General features: G+C 63.9%; 14 protein-coding genes and 1 pseudogene. 8 read left to right on the top strand and 7 right to left on the bottom strand.

Features of this window, described 5'->3' with window-relative positions; translation table 11 throughout:
- The first annotated feature begins 6 nt into the window (after positions 1-6).
- Positions 7-507 (top strand): CinA family protein, encoded by a 501-nt coding sequence (locus K4G67_RS08300; protein ID WP_239805921.1) that lies wholly within the window; start codon positions 7-9, stop codon positions 505-507.
- On the opposite strand, the gene K4G67_RS08295 is transcribed toward K4G67_RS08300, so the two are convergent.
- Both K4G67_RS08295 and lipA read right to left on the bottom strand, forming a co-directional pair.
- Complete coding sequence (locus K4G67_RS08295) at positions 468-929, bottom strand: type II toxin-antitoxin system RatA family toxin (protein ID WP_239805920.1); 462 nt, start codon at positions 927-929, stop codon at positions 468-470. The genes K4G67_RS08300 and K4G67_RS08295 overlap by 40 nt on opposite strands.
- A 7-nt stretch (positions 930-936) precedes the next feature.
- The gene (lipA, locus tag K4G67_RS08290; protein ID WP_239805919.1) at positions 937-1,911 is read right to left on the bottom strand and encodes a lipoyl synthase; all 975 of its coding nucleotides are present in this window, start codon (positions 1,909-1,911) and stop codon (positions 937-939) included.
- Positions 1,912-1,970: 59 nt separating this feature from the next.
- Between lipA and K4G67_RS08285 the strand changes: the two genes are divergently transcribed.
- The 3 genes and pseudogenes from K4G67_RS08285 to cysK all read left to right on the top strand — a co-directional run bounded on the left by K4G67_RS08285 (position 1,971) and on the right by cysK (position 4,891).
- Positions 1,971-2,657: a carbonic anhydrase gene (locus K4G67_RS08285; RefSeq protein WP_239805918.1), complete on the top strand. Its 687-nt coding sequence runs from the start codon at positions 1,971-1,973 to the stop codon at positions 2,655-2,657.
- Positions 2,657-3,940, top strand: a complete 1,284-nt coding sequence (locus tag K4G67_RS08280; RefSeq protein ID WP_239805917.1) for an MFS transporter — start codon at positions 2,657-2,659, stop codon at positions 3,938-3,940. The genes K4G67_RS08285 and K4G67_RS08280 overlap by 1 nt, the downstream gene beginning before the upstream one ends.
- Positions 3,941-3,967: 27 nt before the next feature.
- Positions 3,968-4,891: pseudogene (gene cysK / locus K4G67_RS08275) on the top strand (cysteine synthase A).
- A gap of 15 nt (positions 4,892-4,906) precedes the next feature.
- On the opposite strand, the gene hisI reads toward cysK, so the two are convergent.
- Positions 4,907-5,269, bottom strand: coding sequence for a phosphoribosyl-AMP cyclohydrolase (gene hisI, locus K4G67_RS08270; protein WP_239805916.1), 363 nt, complete (start codon positions 5,267-5,269; stop codon positions 4,907-4,909).
- A 304-nt stretch (positions 5,270-5,573) separates the two neighbouring features.
- Positions 5,574-6,323: a ComF family protein gene (locus K4G67_RS08265; RefSeq protein WP_239805915.1), complete on the bottom strand. Its 750-nt coding sequence runs from the start codon at positions 6,321-6,323 to the stop codon at positions 5,574-5,576.
- Between K4G67_RS08265 and K4G67_RS08260 the strand changes: the two genes are divergently transcribed.
- The gene (locus K4G67_RS08260; RefSeq protein WP_338026412.1) at positions 6,292-7,209 is read left to right on the top strand and encodes a methyltransferase domain-containing protein; all 918 of its coding nucleotides are present in this window, start codon (positions 6,292-6,294) and stop codon (positions 7,207-7,209) included. The two genes, K4G67_RS08265 and K4G67_RS08260, sit on opposite strands and share 32 nt — an antisense overlap.
- 1 nt (position 7,210) lies before the next feature.
- On the opposite strand, the gene ppdK is transcribed toward K4G67_RS08260, so the two are convergent.
- The 3 genes from ppdK to K4G67_RS08245 form a co-directional block, all read right to left on the bottom strand.
- A complete protein-coding gene (ppdK, locus tag K4G67_RS08255) occupies positions 7,211-9,874 on the bottom strand; it encodes a pyruvate, phosphate dikinase (RefSeq protein WP_239805914.1) in 2,664 nt (887 codons plus the stop codon).
- A gap of 92 nt (positions 9,875-9,966) precedes the next feature.
- Positions 9,967-12,069, bottom strand: a complete 2,103-nt coding sequence (glyS, locus tag K4G67_RS08250; protein ID WP_239805913.1) for a glycine--tRNA ligase subunit beta — start codon at positions 12,067-12,069, stop codon at positions 9,967-9,969.
- Positions 12,066-12,974 (bottom strand): glycine--tRNA ligase subunit alpha, encoded by a 909-nt coding sequence (locus K4G67_RS08245; protein ID WP_239805912.1) that lies wholly within the window; start codon positions 12,972-12,974, stop codon positions 12,066-12,068. Before K4G67_RS08245 ends, glyS begins: the two co-directional genes overlap by 4 nt.
- 150 nt (positions 12,975-13,124) lie before the next feature.
- On the opposite strand from K4G67_RS08245, the gene K4G67_RS08240 reads away from it, so the two are divergent.
- The 3 genes from K4G67_RS08240 (at position 13,125) to K4G67_RS08230 (ending at position 15,791) form a co-directional block, all read left to right on the top strand.
- Positions 13,125-14,063 carry a TraB/GumN family protein gene (locus K4G67_RS08240; protein WP_239805911.1) on the top strand — a complete coding sequence of 313 codons (939 nt, stop codon included), beginning with the start codon at positions 13,125-13,127 and terminating at the stop codon, positions 14,061-14,063.
- Positions 14,060-14,953: a TraB/GumN family protein gene (locus K4G67_RS08235; protein WP_239805910.1), complete on the top strand. Its 894-nt coding sequence runs from the start codon at positions 14,060-14,062 to the stop codon at positions 14,951-14,953. Before K4G67_RS08240 ends, K4G67_RS08235 begins: the two co-directional genes overlap by 4 nt.
- A gap of 142 nt (positions 14,954-15,095) precedes the next feature.
- On the top strand, positions 15,096-15,791 hold the full coding sequence (locus K4G67_RS08230; protein ID WP_239805909.1) for a 50S ribosomal protein L25/general stress protein Ctc: 696 nt from the start codon (positions 15,096-15,098) through the stop codon (positions 15,789-15,791).
- The last annotated feature ends 63 nt before the right edge of the window (positions 15,792-15,854 follow it).

The following is a 15,854-nucleotide window of genomic DNA, read 5'->3' as shown; positions in this document are numbered from 1 at the left end:
GATACGATGGATAGCATGCTTTCCCCCGACATTACCGAGCTTGCCCGCCGGGTGGTGGAGGAAAACATCCGCATCGGCCGGACCGTTGCGCTCGCGGAGAGTTGCACCGGCGGGCTAGTCGGTGCCGCGCTGACCGAGATTGCGGGGTCGAGCAAGGTGCTCGAACGCGGCTTCATCACCTATTCGAACGAATCGAAGATGGAGCAGCTACAGGTGCCGAGCGACCTTATCGAAACCTTCGGCGCGGTATCGGTGGCCGTTGCATGGTCCATGGCGCAGGGGGCGCTAGCGGCGTCGCGCGCAGATGTCGCGGTGTCGATAACGGGCATTGCCGGGCCGGAAGGCGGAACCGAACGCAAGCCGGTCGGCACGGTTGTCTTCGCCCGCGCGATCCGGGGGCAGGCGAACGACAAACCGACGGCGGAGCTGAAACGTTTCGATTGCCGGACCCGTGCCGACGTCCGTCATCAGGCGACGCTGTGCGCGCTCGAACTGCTGCTGCCGTAAAGCTCTTCGGCGCGCTTTTCGAACGCGCCGACCATCTTGCGAAACGCGCGATCGAGATATGTGCCGGCGAGCGCCTCGAAAATCGGATTCTTGAACGCGAAATCCACACAGAAATCGATGCGGCAGCTATCGGGGCCGGTCGGCTCGAAATGCCACAGGTTCTCGAGATGGTGGAGCGGCCCCTCGATATATTCGACCTTGATGTCGTGCGGCGCATTGCGCGTCACGCGCGAGGTGAACTTTTCGCGCAGCGCCTTGAACCCGACCATCATGTCCGCGATCATGACCGTACCGTCGTCGGATCGCACCCGCGTCGCCACCACCCACGGCAGGAATTGCGGATAGCTTTTCACATCCGCCACCAGCGCGAACATGCGGTCGGCGCTGTACGGCAGCTCTCTGGATTCACGAATACTGGGCATCGGTCGTTCAGCGTGCCTTGCGTCCCGGAATTTTTGCGGGTGTCGTCGCCGCTTTGGCCAGCTTCGCCTCGCGCGCGGCGCGCATTTCGGCAAAATCGTCGCCTGCGTGATAGCTCGACCGCGTCAACGGGCTCGACGCGACCTGCAGGAAGCCTTTCGCCCGCGCGATCGCGCCCAATGCGTCGAACTGCTGCGGCTTGACGAAATCGACGACCTTCGCATGTTTTGGCGTCGGTTGCAGATATTGACCCATGGTGAGGAAGTCGATGTCGGCGCTGCGCATGTCGTCCATGACCTGATGCACCTCGAGCCGTTCCTCGCCCAGCCCGAGCATGATGCCGGACTTTGTGAAGACCGAAGGATTGCGGGTCTTCACCTCCTCCAGCAGGCGAAGCGAATTGTAATAGCGCGCACCGGGCCGGATCGTGGGGTAAAGCCGCGGCACGGTTTCAAGATTGTGATTGAACACGTCCGGGCCCGCCTCGACGATGGCGGCGATCGCGGCTTTCATCTTGCCGCGGAAATCGGGGGTCAGGATTTCGATCGTGGTGTCGGGCGCGGTCTTGCGCAGCGCCTCGATCACCTTCACGAACTGCCCCGCGCCGCCATCGGGCAGATCGTCACGATCGACCGAAGTGATGACGATATGTTCGAGGCCGAGCGCGGCGGCGGCATCGGCGGTATGCTGCGGCTCGTTCGCATCGACCATGCGCGGCATGCCGGTCTTCACGTTACAGAACGCACACGCCCGCGTGCACACATCGCCGAGAATCATCACGGTGGCGTGTTTCTTCGTCCAGCATTCGCCGATGTTCGGACAGGCCGCTTCCTCGCACACGGTATTGAGCTTGAGATCGCGCATCAGCTTGCGCGTTTCGGCATAGCCCTTGCTCGTGGGCGCCTTCACCCGGATCCAGTCGGGCTTGCGCCGGCGTTCGAGCTGCTGCGGCGAAAGGTCGGATTGTGTTGCGGTGTCGTCCATGACCGTCGACATAGTCGTCCCGCTTGCCACGCGCAATGCTACACGGCAAAGCTAATGGCATGACCGAATCAAACCCCCGATCGAACGCGCCGTCCGACGCGCTGGCCCATCTCAACGAAGGGTATCGCCGGTTCCGCGAAAAGAACTGGCATCCGCAGCACGAACGCTGGCGCACGTTGAGCGAGGGGCAGTCGCCCAAGGTTATGATCATCGCATGCTCCGACAGCCGGGTCGACCCGGCGCAGGTGTTCGATGTCGACCCCGGCGAAATCTTCGTCGTGCGCAATGTCGCCGCGATGGTCCCGCCGTTCGAAACGACGCCGGGACAGCACGGCGTATCGGCCGCCCTGGAATTTGCGGTGCAGGTGCTGGAGGTCGAGGAGATCGTCGTCATGGGCCATGGCATGTGCGGTGGCTGCAAGGCAGCCCTCAGCCAGTCGATGCGCGGTGCCGAACCCGGTCAGGGCGGCTTTGTCGCCGACTGGATCCAACTCCTCGACGAAGCACGCGACGACGTTGCCGCCCGTTGCGGCACCGAGGGCCGCGCGGCGGAGCGGGAAATGGAATTGGCCGGCGTGCGCGTCAGCCTCGCCAATCTGCGCACGTTCCCGTTCGTGCAGGAGCGTGAGGGCGACATTCGCGACGGCAAGCCGCGCCTGCGCCTGCGCGGGGCGTTCTTTGCCATATCGGACGGCATCCTGCACTGGCTCGACGAAGATAGCGACGAATTCAAACCCAGCTTCTGATGCCCGAAAAAGCGGCGGGTGACGGCACGGCGCCAGCGCCGCGTCACCCCTATCAGATTCGCGATTACCGGCTTTTCTGGATCTGCCGGTTTTCCGGCGTGATCGCCACCTTGTCGATGGTGGTCGTCCTCGGCTGGCAGGTGTACGACGTCGCCCGGTCCGATTACGGGATGAGCCGGTCCGTCGCGGCGTTTCAACTTGGCATTCTGGGCCTGGTGCAATTCGTGCCGCTGTTCGTGCTCACGCCCGTGGCGGGCCTTGCGGCGGACCGGTTCGACCGGCGCCGGGTCGCAGCCTTGTCGATGGGAATCGACATGCTGGTCGCCGCCGGGCTCGGGCTGGCGACGTGGTTCGATATCCTTTCGCTGCCGCTATTGTTCGCGCTTGCTGCGCTGCACGGGGTGGCGCGCATATTCCTGGGGCCGGCGCTCAATTCGCTGGCGCCCAATATCGTGCCGGCGGCCATGATACCGCGCGCCATCGCGATGAATTCGATCGCGTGGCAATTCGCGTCCGTGCTTGGCCCGGCGGCGGGCGGGCTGCTCTATGCCATATTCCCCACCCTCCCCTATATCGTGTCAGTGGGGCTTCTGGCGCTGGGCGCGAGCCTCGTCCTGATGATCAAGCCGCTTCGAAAGCCGGATATCGACCGGACCGTCCACCCCTGGCGTCAGGTGCGCGACGGGTTGCGCTTCGTCTGGAACGACCGGTTTCTACTGGGTGCGATTTCGCTCGACCTCTTCGCGGTATTGCTGGGCGGGGTGACGGCGCTTTTGCCCGTGTTCGCGCGCGATATTCTGCGTGTCGGGCCGGAGGGGCTGGGCTGGATGCGCGCGGCACCCGCGGTCGGGGCCGGGATCGTCGCGCTCTGGCTTTCGGTCAGGCCGATGGAGCGGAACGTCGGGGTCAAGATGCTCTGGGCCGTGGGCGCCTACGGCCTTGCCACCGCGATCTTCGGGTTCAGCCGCTCTCTCGCGTTCAGCCTCGTCCTGCTGGTCGGGCTGGGTGCGGCGGACATGATCTCGGTCTTCGTGCGCAGCTCGCTCGTCCAGCTCAACACCCCCGACGCCATGCGCGGGCGGGTCTCGTCCATTTCCGGTCTTGCGATTTCGGCCTCGAACGAGTTGGGCGAATTGCAGTCGGGCATTGCCGCCGCGCTTCTCGGTGCGACGGGGGCTGTGATCTTCGGCGGGGCGGGCGCGGTGCTCGTCACGCTGATCTGGGCGATGGCTTTCCCGGAACTAAAGAACGCGCGGACCTTTGCCCCCGCATATCGCGAATAAAATCGTCCCATCCTGAAAGGAGCCGCCATGAAGGCCAACAGCGTCCTCGAAACCATCGGCAACACCCCGCATATCCGCCTGTAGCGGCTTTTCCCCGATCACGAGGTCTGGGTAAAATCCGAACGCGCCAACCCCGGCGGGTCGATAAAGGATCGCATCGCACTCGCCATGGTGGAGGCGGCAGAGGCCGAGGGCACGTTGAAACCGGGCGGCACCATTATCGAGCCGACATCGGGCAATACCGGCGTCGGACTTGCGATGGTCGCGGCGGTCAAGGGTTACAAGCTGGTGCTCGTCATGCCGGAATCGATGTCGGTCGAACGGCGGCGTCTGATGCTGGCCTACGGGGCGAGTTTCGACCTCACCGCGAAGGAAGGCGGCATGAAGGGCGCCATCGAACGCGCCCGCGAACTGGTGGAGCAAACCGATGGTGCATGGATGCCGCAGCAGTTCGACAATCCCGCCAATGTCGACGTTCACGTGCGCACCACGTCGCAGGAAATCCTGACCGATTTTGCCGATACGCCGATCGACGCGATGATTACCGGCGTCGGGACGGGCGGACATATCACCGGATGTGCCGAAGAGTTGAAGAAGCATTGGCCGAAAATGAAAGCCTATGCCGTCGAACCCGCGCTTTCCCCCGTCATTTCGGGCGGACAGCCCGGTCCCCACCCGTTGCAGGGGATCGGCGCCGGCTTCATCCCGAACAATCTGCACATCCGCGCCATCGATGGCGCCATCCAGGTGGACGCGGACACGGCAAAGGACATGGCACGCCAATGCGCCAGTGTCGAAGGCTTGCTCGTCGGGCTGAGTTCGGGGGCCACGCTTGCCGCCATTGCAAAGAAGCTGCCCGAGATGGATGCCGGCACGCGCGTTCTGGGTTTCAACTACGACACAGGCGAGCGTTACCTCTCGGTCCCCGACTTCCTGCCGACCGAGGAATAAGCCTCGCGGCCCGATTCACACCGCGACGGGTTGCAACCCGTCGTCGGTGACCCGGCGGTAAAAACAGCTTCGCGCATTCGTGTGGCATGCCGGCCCCGCCGCGTCGACGCGCAGCACCACGCAATCCTGATCGCAATCGACGAGCATGTCGACAAGACGAAGCGTATGGCCGGAGGTTTCGCCCTTCTTCCACAAGGATTTGCGCGAACGCGACCAGAAATGCGCAAATCCCGTCTCCCGCGTCAGCCGCAGCGCATCCGCATTCATATGCGCCACCATCAACACGGTATTGTCTCCCGCATCGACGCACACCGCGGTGATCAGACCATCGGCATTGAAGCGCGGTTCGAATTGCGTGGTCGTTTCGATCGTCGGCATGGTGCGCTCCGGCTTTATGGCTTTTGATAGGTTTGGTGAACTGTTGCGTGACAGCCACAGTGAAGACTCATATTCCTGTGCCGTTGCGCCTGCCCCCTTTTCAAATGTGTTGCAAGCACACAAGATGATCGCGGCTTGAGGGAGCCAGTCCGCTTTGGCGGGTTCAGGGAAAATGGCAGGTTCGGGGGGACCTGCCAGGGTGAAGATCTTGTGACAGGCTCGGGATACGATCCCTCGAAGCCGAAGCGAGATCATCGTCACGTAAACGCCCGGAGCCTTTTCGGTTCCGGGCGTTTTTCGTGATTCAGTCGTCTCTCGATCGTGTCCGCGCGTAACAGGCGACATGCACCGATTTGGCTCCTCCGGCTTTCAATACCCTGACGCATTCCCCGGTCGTCGCGCCGGTGGTGAACACGTCGTCGACCAGGATCACGGCACGATTCGCAAGCAATGACGCATGACGCGGGTTCATACGTATCGAGCCTGCGATCATGGCCCGGCGCTGTGCCGCGCCCATCCCGCCAAGCGGCGTCGTGCGCCGCACCCGTTCCAGCGCATCGGGCACGAGCGGCAGCGTTCTGGCGCGCGCGATCGCACGGCCGAGAAGCGCAGCCTGATTATAACCGCGTTGCCACAGGCGCCAGCGGTGCAGCGGCACCGGCACGATGATCGTATCGCTCGAAAATTCGGGCAGACGCGCCGCGATCTGCCGGCCGAGCATGTCGGCAATCGCCATCCGCCCCCCGTATTTGAGCGAGAGAACCAGATCCTTTGAAACAGGGCCGTAAAAGGTAGCGGCGGTCATCCCGTCATGTTCGGGCGGGTTGAGCAGGCATTCGGCGCATTGCGCATCGGTGCCGAGCGCGTTCTCCGAAAACGGATATTGGCATGTTGCGCAGGCGGGCGAGCCGGGCCGATCCACCTTCGCGAAACAGTCCGGGCAAAGCGCATCGACCTCCCCGAACCCGCCGCTGTCGACCGGATCGCCGCACGCCGGGCAACGCGGCGGATAGGCAAAATCGATGATCGGGGCGATGATCTGGTGGAGCGACATGCGTGTCATCCTGCCCGCCGCCAAGCCATTGGGCAAGCTTGTCAGAAACGCCGCCAGCGGGCAGGACGCGCCCATGACCGACAATGCCCCACCCCGCATCTTCGCGCCATCGCGGCGTATCGCTGCCCGTCAACGCATGGCACGGCTTCGCCACCATGGCCCGGTTGCACAGGCGATCGCGCGCGAAACGGCGAACGATGCGATCGACAGGATCGGTTTCGTTCGCGGCGATTTCGGCAAAGCTCTCGTCATCGGTGACACGACGAACCGCCTTTCGGACGATCTTGCCGCACAAGGAACGCAGGTCACGCGCGCAGATCCCGCACCGGGTCTCGCCGACGTGCATCTTGACGAGGAACGCCCCCTCCCCGGTGGGCCCTATGACCTCATCGTGTCGCTCGGGCTGCTCGATACGGTGAACGATCTGCCCGGCGCGTTGATCCTGATGCGGCGGGCGTTGAATGCGGGCGGCCTGATGATCGCAAGCTTTCTCGGCGCAGGAAGCCTGCCCGCCTTGCGCAACGCCATGGCCGCAGCCGATGCCGACCGGCCGGCTCCGCGCATTCATCCCCAGGTGGACGTAAGGGCAGCGGGGCGATTGATGAACCGGCTCGGTTTCGAAAGCCCGGTGGTCGATGGCTGGCATTTCGAGGTTGCATTCGATTCGCTCGAACAACTTGTCGGCGATCTGCGGGCGCAGGCGGCGGGCAATGTCCTGCGCAATGCGGGGCCACCGCTTGGAAAGGCGGCCCTGCTGCGCGCTCGCGATGCGTTTGCCGGACAAGCCGACGATAGCGGTCTGGTCCGCGAACGGTTCGAGATCGTGACGCTGAGCGGATGGAGCGCGGCGCCGCAGGCCGGGCCGCACTCCCCCATTCCGCAATAGGTCAGCCCAGCGCCGCCTGCGCAGCGGCGAGCCGGGCAATCGGCACGCGATAGGGCGAGGCCGATACGTAATCGAGCCGCTGCTTTTCGCAGAACGCGATGGAGGCAGGGTCGCCGCCATGCTCGCCGCAAATGCCGAGCTTGATACCGGCGCGCTCCGCCCGCCCGCGTTCGGCGGCGAGTTCGACGAGTTGCCCCACCCCTTCGATGTCGAGACTGACGAAAGGATCGCGTGGGTAAATGCCCCGGTCGACGTAGGGGCCGAGGAAACGCGAGGCATCGTCCCGCGACACGCCCAGCGTCGTCTGCGTCAGATCGTTGGTGCCGAAGGAAAAGAATTCGCCCTCCTTCGCGATTTCGCCAGCCATCAGGGCGGCGCGCGGCAATTCGATCATCGTGCCCACGAGATAGGCGATGGTCTGTCCCTTTTCCTCGAACACGGTCTTGGCCACACGGTCGGTCAGCGTTTTCAGGATCTGCAATTCGCGCCGCGTCGCGACCAGCGGGATCATGATTTCGGGCAACGGCGCTTCACCGCTATCCTTCGCGACGGTAAGCGCAGCCTCGAATATGGCGCGGACCTGCATTTCGTAGATTTCAGGAAACGTAATGCCCAGCCTGCAACCGCGATGTCCGAGCATCGGGTTCGCCTCGTGCAGTTCGCCCGCGCGGCGTTTGAGATGATCGGCACCGTAACCCGTCGCATTCGCCAGATCGTCGAATTCCTCATCCCGCGTGGGCAGGAATTCGTGAAGCGGCGGATCGAGCAGGCGGATCGTCACCGGCAGGCCCGCCATCTCGGTAAAGATCGACACGAAATCGCTGCGCTGTTCGGGAAGCAGCTGGTCGAGCGCCTTGCGCCGTCCGCCCTCGTCCTCGGCCAGGATCATCTGCCGCACGAGGCTGATCCTCTCGGCGTCGAAGAACATGTGCTCGGTCCGGCAAAGGCCGATGCCCTCGGCGCCGAATTGCCGCGCCATGCGGCAATCTTCGGGCGTTTCGGCATTGGCGCGCACCTTCATGCGGCGCATCGTGTCGGCCCATTCCATCAAGGTCGCGAAATCGCCGACCAGCTCCGGCTCGATCGTCGGGACCGCGCCCTTCATCACCTGCCCGTTCGCCCCGTCGAGCGTGATGATGTCGCCTTCCTTCAATTCCTCGCCGTTGATGCGGGCGATCTTCGTCTGCCGGTCGATGGACAGTGCCGATGCGCCCGATACGCACGGGCGGCCCATGCCGCGCGCCACGACGGCGGCGTGGCTGGTCATCCCGCCACGCGCGGTCAGGATACCCTTGGCCGCGTGCATCCCGTGAATGTCTTCCGGGCTGGTTTCGACGCGGACGAGCACGACATCCTCGCCGCGGTTCGCCATCGTTTCCGCCGTGTCGGCGTCGAAAACCACCTTGCCCGACGCCGCCCCCGGCGATGCGGGAAGCCCGGTAGTCAGCACGTCACGCTCTGCGTCCGGGTCGAGCGTGGGGTGCAAAAGCTGATCGAGTGCCATGGGGTCGATCCGGCGCACGGCATCGGACTGATCGATCAGCCCTTCGTTCACCATGTCGACCGCCATCTTCAACGCGGCGCGCGCGGTTCGCTTGCCCGTGCGCGTCTGCAACATCCACAGCTTGCCCTGCTGCACCGTGAATTCGATGTCCTGCATGTCGCGATAGTGGTTTTCGAGCAGAGCGAACACACGTTCCAGCTCGGCATAGGCATCGGGCATCGCCTCCTCCATCGATGGAAGCGTCGCACCCGCACTCTCGCGCGCCGATCTGGTCAGATATTGCGGCGTACGAATGCCGGCGACCACATCCTCGCCCTGCGCGTTGACGAGCCATTCGCCGTAATAATTGCGCACGCCGGTTGCCGGATCGCGGGTGAAGGCAACGCCTGTCGCACTGGTGTCGCCCATGTTGCCGAACACCATGGCCTGTACGTTGACCGCGGTGCCCCATTCGGACGATATGCCATTGATCCGGCGGTAGATCTTGGCCCGCTCCGCATCCCAGCTGCCGAAGACCGCGGCAATCGCACCCCACAATTGTTCGTGCACATCCATCGGGAACGGCCGGCCCAGCTCACGTTCCGCGATCGCCTTGTATTGGGAGACGAGCGCCTTCCAATCTTCAGCCGTCATGTCAATATCGTTGAGGAAGCCCTTGTCTTCCTTCGCGATTTCGAGGGCTTCCTCGAACAGGCCGTGGTCGAGACCGAGCACCACGTCGCAGTACATCTGGATAAACCGGCGGTAGCTGTCCCAGGCGAAACGCTCGTCACCCGAAATCGTAGCCAGCCCCGCAACCGTTTCGTCGTTAAGGCCGAGATTGAGAACCGTGTCCATCATCCCCGGCATCGAAACGCGGGCGCCCGACCGTACCGAAACGAGCAGCGGATCCTGCGCGTCGCCGAAGGATTTGCCGACCGTCTGTTCGATATGGCGCAGCGCATCTGAGACGCTGGCGCGCAATTCATCGGAAAAATTCGCACCCTCGGCCAGATATTTCACGCACATCTCGGTCGTGATGGTGAAGCCCGGCGGAACCGGCAGACCGATGGACGCCATCTCCGCGAGATTCGCACCCTTGCCGCCGGTGATCGTCTTGTCCCGCGCGCGCGGATCGTCGGAAACGGCCCCGCCGCCGAATGTGTAAACATATTGCGTCATAACGTCTGTGCCCCCCGGATAATCGTGCCGCATCCGCGAAGAGTTCCGCGTCGTGCATATAACAATCGCATAGAAGTGACCCTTGAGCGGTCTTAACCCTCGATGCGGGAAAAGTCTGCAACCTTGTGCACCGCAGCACGAAACCTGTCCAGAAGGGTCAGGCGTGCGTTCCGCTTTACCGGATCATCGTCGTTCACGGTCACGCTGTCGAAGAACGCATCGATCGGCGCCCGCAACGAGGCCAGCGCATCCATCGCGCTTTGGAAATCCTCATGTGCGATGGCGGATTCGGCCTGCGGTTCGGACGTGTCGAGAGCATCGGCAAGCGCCTTTTCCGCCGGCTCGCGCTCATAGGACGGCTCCTGCTTTTCGCGGGCGCGTTCGGCTACGATCGGGCCAAGGTCGGGGTCGTCGACCAGCGCGAGCGGATCTTCCTCCCCCGTTCGTGCGGTACGGTTTTCAGGAGCCTCGAAACCTTCCTTCTTGAGGATGTTCGCGGCGCGCTTGTAGGCGGCGAGCAGGTTTTGCCCGTCCTCGCTGCTCATATAGGTTTGCAATGCGTTCACACGGGATAGAAGTCGCACAAGGTCGTCTTCGTTCCCAAGAGAGAATACCGCATCGATCAGATCATGACGAACGCCGGCCTCACGCTGCTGTACCTTGAGCCGGTCGGCAAAGAAATCGAGCAGATCGCCAGACGCGATACCGAACCGAAGCCCGTTTTCCGTCACGATCCGAACGACGCCAAGCGCGGCACGGCGCAGCGCAAAAGGATCCTTTGAACCCGTCGGCTTTTCGTCGATCTCGAAAAAGCTGCGCAGATTGTCCAGCTTATCGGCCAGCGCGACCGCCACTGTCACCGGCGCCGTGGGTACCTCGTCCCCCTGCCCCACTGGTTTGTAATGATCGCGGATGGCGTCGGCGACGCGGTCGTTCAAACCTTCAGCGCGGGCGTAATAACCACCCATAAGTCCTTGTAACTCAGGAAATTCCCCGACCATTTCGGTGACGAGATCGGCCTTTGCCAGCCGCGCGGCCTGCTCCGCCTCGTCAGGGTCGGCATTCTTCACGATCTTCTCGGTGACGAGCCAGCGAGCGAGCGATGCGACCCGTTCAACCTTGTCGGCGACGGTGCCGAGTTTTTCGTGAAAGGTGATGCGGGCCACCCCTTCGGCATGGTCGCCAAGCGTCTTTTTCCGGTCCTGATCCCAGAAGAAGCGCGCGTCCGACAGCCGTGCGGCCAGAACCTTGCGATTGCCGTCGGTGATCGCGGCGCCATTGTCCGCCGCCTCGATATTCGCGGTGCAAACGAAGGCGTTGGCGAGCGTGCCGCCCTCCTCGCACACGAAATATTTCTGATTCGTGCGGGCGGTCAGCTGAATGACCTCTGGCGGCACCCTGAGGAATTCGGCGTCGAACCTGCCGAGCAAAGGCACCGGCCATTCGGTCAGCCCGGCATTCTCGACGACCAGCCCCTCGTCCTCGACCAGCGTGAGACCGGCGTCGGACGCGGCTTGCTGCGCGCGTTCGCGGATGATCGCCTCGCGTTCCTCGTGGTCGACGATGACATGGCATGCGCGAAGCTTGCCCGCATAATCGTCCGCGCCGCCGATGGTGATGGGCCCGTCATGATGAAATCGGTGGCCCATGGTGGCAAAACCGCTGGCGATGCCTTCGACGTCGCACGGCACCAGATCTTCGCCCAGAATGGCGACAATGCCCGAAAGCGGCCGGACCCAGCGCAGGCTTTCGGTGGAAAGCGACGCCATGCCCCAGCGCATGGATTTGAGCCAGGGAAATGCGCGCACGATCGCCGGGATCGCCTCGGCCAGCACATCGCTTACCGCCCGGCCCGGAATATCGCGCACCGCGAACCAGATCTTGCGGCCCTTCACCTCGCGCAGTTGCAGGTCGTCGCGCGACACGCCGTTCTTGCGGCAGAACCCGTCGATGGCGGCATCGGGCGCGCCTTCGGGCGGGCCCTTCGCCTCTTCGGAAATGCCTTGCGTTTCGATCGGCAAGTCCCGCGCGATCAAGGCGAGGCGCCGCGGCGTCGACCACACGGTCACCGCGCCATGCGATACCCCGGCACCGTCCATTTCGGCACGAAACAGCCGTTCCAGATCGCGGCGGGCGCCGGCCTGCATCCGCGCGGGAATTTCCTCGCACCTGAGTTCAAGCAGGAAATCGCTCATGCGCTCCACTCCGGATAGGCTTCGGCCCATCGGGCGGCGTTCTTTTCCATATGCGCCTCACACGAACCGCGGGCGAGATCGCGGACCTGCGCCATGTAGCTTGCGCGTTCCTGCACGCTGATCACGCCGCGGGCCTGCAACAGGTTGAAGATATGGCTCGCCTCGATCGCCTGTTCATAGGCGGGAATGGGGAGTTTCGCGTCGAGGCAATTGCGGCATTCTGCCACCGCCTTGCGAAACAGATCGAACAGCGCATCCGTATCGGCGACCTCGAAATTCCAGGTCGACATCTGCCGCTCGTTATCGAGGAACACATCGCCATAGGTCGTGCCGCGCCCGTCGAAACCGAGGTCGTAGACATTATCGACCCCCTGAATATACATGGCCAGCCGTTCGAGCCCGTAGGTCAGCTCACCCGCCACGGGTTTGCAGTCATAGCCGCCCATCTGCTGAAAATAGGTGAACTGCGTCACCTCCATCCCGTCGCACCACACTTCCCAGCCCAGCCCCCAAGCGCCGAGTGTCGGGCTTTCCCAGTCATCCTCGACGAAGCGGATATCGTGTTTGAGCGGGTCGATGCCAATCGCGCGCAGGCTTTCCAGATACAGCTCCTGCAAATTGGCGGGGCTGGGTTTGAGGATCACCTGATACTGGTAATAATGCTGCAAACGATTGGGATTTTCGCCGTAGCGCCCATCGGTCGGGCGGCGGCACGGCTGTACGAAAGCGGCGTTCCACGGCTCCGGCCCAAGGGCGCGCAGCGTGGTGGCGGTGTGGAACGTGCCCGCCCCCATCCGCATGTCATAGGGTTGCAGGATCAGGCAGCCATTCGCGCTCCAGTAATCGTGGAGCGTGAGGATCATGTCCTGAAAGCTGGTCTTGGGGTCTCGTTCGGGCGTTTTCATGGTGCCGCCGCAATGGCGAAGCGGTCCCGCAGCGTCAACAATTTCGGACCGGTCCACCCCTTGAATTTAACGCGCGCACCGGCAATCTGATCGGACGGAGGCGGGGTCGAGGGGGCGCCGCTTTTCAAAACGGGATCACCTATCATGCGAATGCCACGTTTCCTCCGCCCGCTGGTCGCGATACTGCCGCCGCTGCTTGCCGGCTGCGCGACCGCGCCCGCCGAACCCGGTGTCGCCCCTGCGCCAAGCGTGGCGGCAGAGGCGGCCACGCTCGATCGTCAGAACGCCACGCCGGCCCTGTGGAAATTGTCGGACGAGGATACGACCATCTACCTGTTCGGGACGATGCATGCGATAAAGCCCGACCTTCAATGGTTCGCCGGGCCGGTCGCCGACGCCTTCGCGAACAGTGACGAACTCATGATAGAAATCGTGCAGCCTGACGAGACCGAGGCCGCGCAGGTCGTCGGCGCCTCGGCGATGCTGCCCGAAGATCAGACGCTTTCGGCAATGCTCGATCCGGAGCAGCGCGAGAAGCTTTCCGCCGCGGCCGAGGGTATTGGCGTGCCGATGGCCGCGATCGACCGGATGAAACCATGGTTCGCCGCCACGATGATGACCGTCGGCTACGGTCAGAAGCTGGGCTATTCGCCTGCCTCGGGTGCGGAACAGGTGCTGACCCGCGCGGCCGAGGAAAATGGCAAGCCGGTATCGGGGCTCGAAACATTCCGCCAGCAGATCGGCTTTTTCGAAAGCATGTCGCCCGATGCGCAGATTGCGTTTCTGATGGCGACGATCGACGCGCCCGATACGATGGCCGCCGAGATGAAACGGATGGAGCGCGCATGGGCGATGGGCGACATCGTCGATACCGCCGCGCTGCTCAACGAAGGGTTCGAGGACGATCCGCAGGTGAAGACGCTGCTGCTCGACCGCCGCAATGCCGATTGGGCTCGGCAGATCGACGCGCGCATGGACCGGCCCGGTACCGTGTTAATCGCAGTGGGCGCGGGCCATCTTGCGGGTGAGAACAGCGTGCAGGACGCATTGGCGAAGCGCGGGTTCACCGTCGAACGGATCGCGTATTGACGATCGCCTTAACGCGGCGCTGGGCGGCGTGTCTGTATGCGGTGTTGCTGTGCGTTCTGTCTGGCATGCTCGCGGCCTGTGGGGGACCGCGGGTTGAGGCCGACCCTGCGCTCTGGCGGATGGAGGATGCAGGAGGGCGGACGGCGGGCTGGCTGTTCGGAACGGTTCACGCCCTGCCCGCCAATGTGGACTGGCGCCGCGAAGGGCTGAACCGCGTCATCGAGGATGCGGGCATGCTGGTGGTCGAGGTGCGCGCGCTCGACGATACGGCGGCGATCGCGGGCGCCATGGCGGCGCTCGGGCGGACAGAGGGTCTGCCCCCGCTGTCCCGCCGGATCCCTGCGCGCGACCGCCCTGCCCTCGCCGCGCTTTATGAACGGGCGGATATCGAGCCGGGCGCCTTTCGGGATGTCGAAACATGGGCGGCGGCGCTCGCCGTATCGTCCGCATTGTCGCGGCAGGCCGGCAACGACAGCGGCGCGGGCACCGATCGCGAGCTGCTCGACGCGTTCGGCGGGCGTCCGGTCGCCGGGCTCGAAACCGCGGGCGAACAGCTTGCGATCTTCGACCGTCTGGACGAGGATGCGCAGCTCGCCCTTTTGCGGAGCATTTGGGAGACGCCCGAGGATGACGGCGCGATGCTCGATGCATGGATGCGCGGCGACGCGGCCACGCTCACCCGCATGCTGGAGCAGGGCCTTGCCGCCGATCCGGACCTGCGGACGGCCTTGCTGGTCAATCGGAATCGCCGCTGGATTGCGCAGATCGAGCCGCTGTTGTCCAATGGGCGCAGGCCGCTGGTCGCGGTGGGCGCAGGGCACATGGGCGGAGACGACGGGTTGATCGCGATGCTGCGCACGCGCGGGTGGCGGGTCGTGCGCGCCGATTGAAAGGGCGGCCTGTTCGGCGCGCGGCGCTTGCATTCGGCGCGCTGAGCCGCTACGCGCCCGCCTTCGCATCGGCACATGGTCATCCCTGGAGGCGCGTGCCGCGCGAGTTGAACTAACAAGCTTTATACAAAGGTCTAGGATTATGAGCGATCAGCTTACCCTGGCGGCCGAAAAGCGCGAACGGGCAGGCAAGGGAGCCTCCCGTGCCCTGCGCCGCGAAGGTCGCGTTCCCGCCGTCATCTACGGTGGCAAGGAAGAACCGCAGCCCATCCACGTCGAGGAACGTGCGCTGGTGAAACTGCTGGACACCGGCCATTTCATGAATTCGATCGTGATGGTCGAACTCGACGGCAAGAAGCTGCGCACCCTGCCCAAGGACGTCGCCCTTCACCCGGTTCGCGATACGCCGACCCATGTCGATTTCTTCCGCCTTGCCAAGGATGCGAAGGTCGACGTGAACGTGCCCGTCGTGTTCGTGAACGAGGAAGCGGCCCCCGGGCTCAAGCGTGGCGGCGTGCTTAACGTCGTGCGTCACGAGCTGGAACTGGTCTGCGACGCCGACCATATCCCCGACCAGATCGAGATCGACGTGACCGGTCTCGAAATCGGCGATTCGATCCACATCAGCCACGTGAACCTGCCCAAGGGTTCGGAAAGCGCGATCACCGACCGCGACTTCACCATCGCGACCGTCGTCGCGCCCTCGGCTCTCAAGAAGGCCGATGGTGAAGAGGGTTCGGATCAGACGGGTGCCGGCATGGAAGCGGGCGAAACCGCCGCGACCGAGCAGGGCCCGGACGACGATGCCGCCAAGGAACAGCAAGAAAAGAGCGCCTGACGCGTTCTTGCTTTCTGGCGAGACGAAACGCCGGCCGTGCCATGCGCAAGGCCGGCGTTTTGC

This window comes from Croceicoccus hydrothermalis (assembly GCF_022378335.1).
GTDB classification, from domain to species: domain Bacteria; phylum Pseudomonadota; class Alphaproteobacteria; order Sphingomonadales; family Sphingomonadaceae; genus Croceicoccus; species Croceicoccus hydrothermalis.
This window is presented reverse-complemented; position numbering and strand designations above follow the sequence as displayed.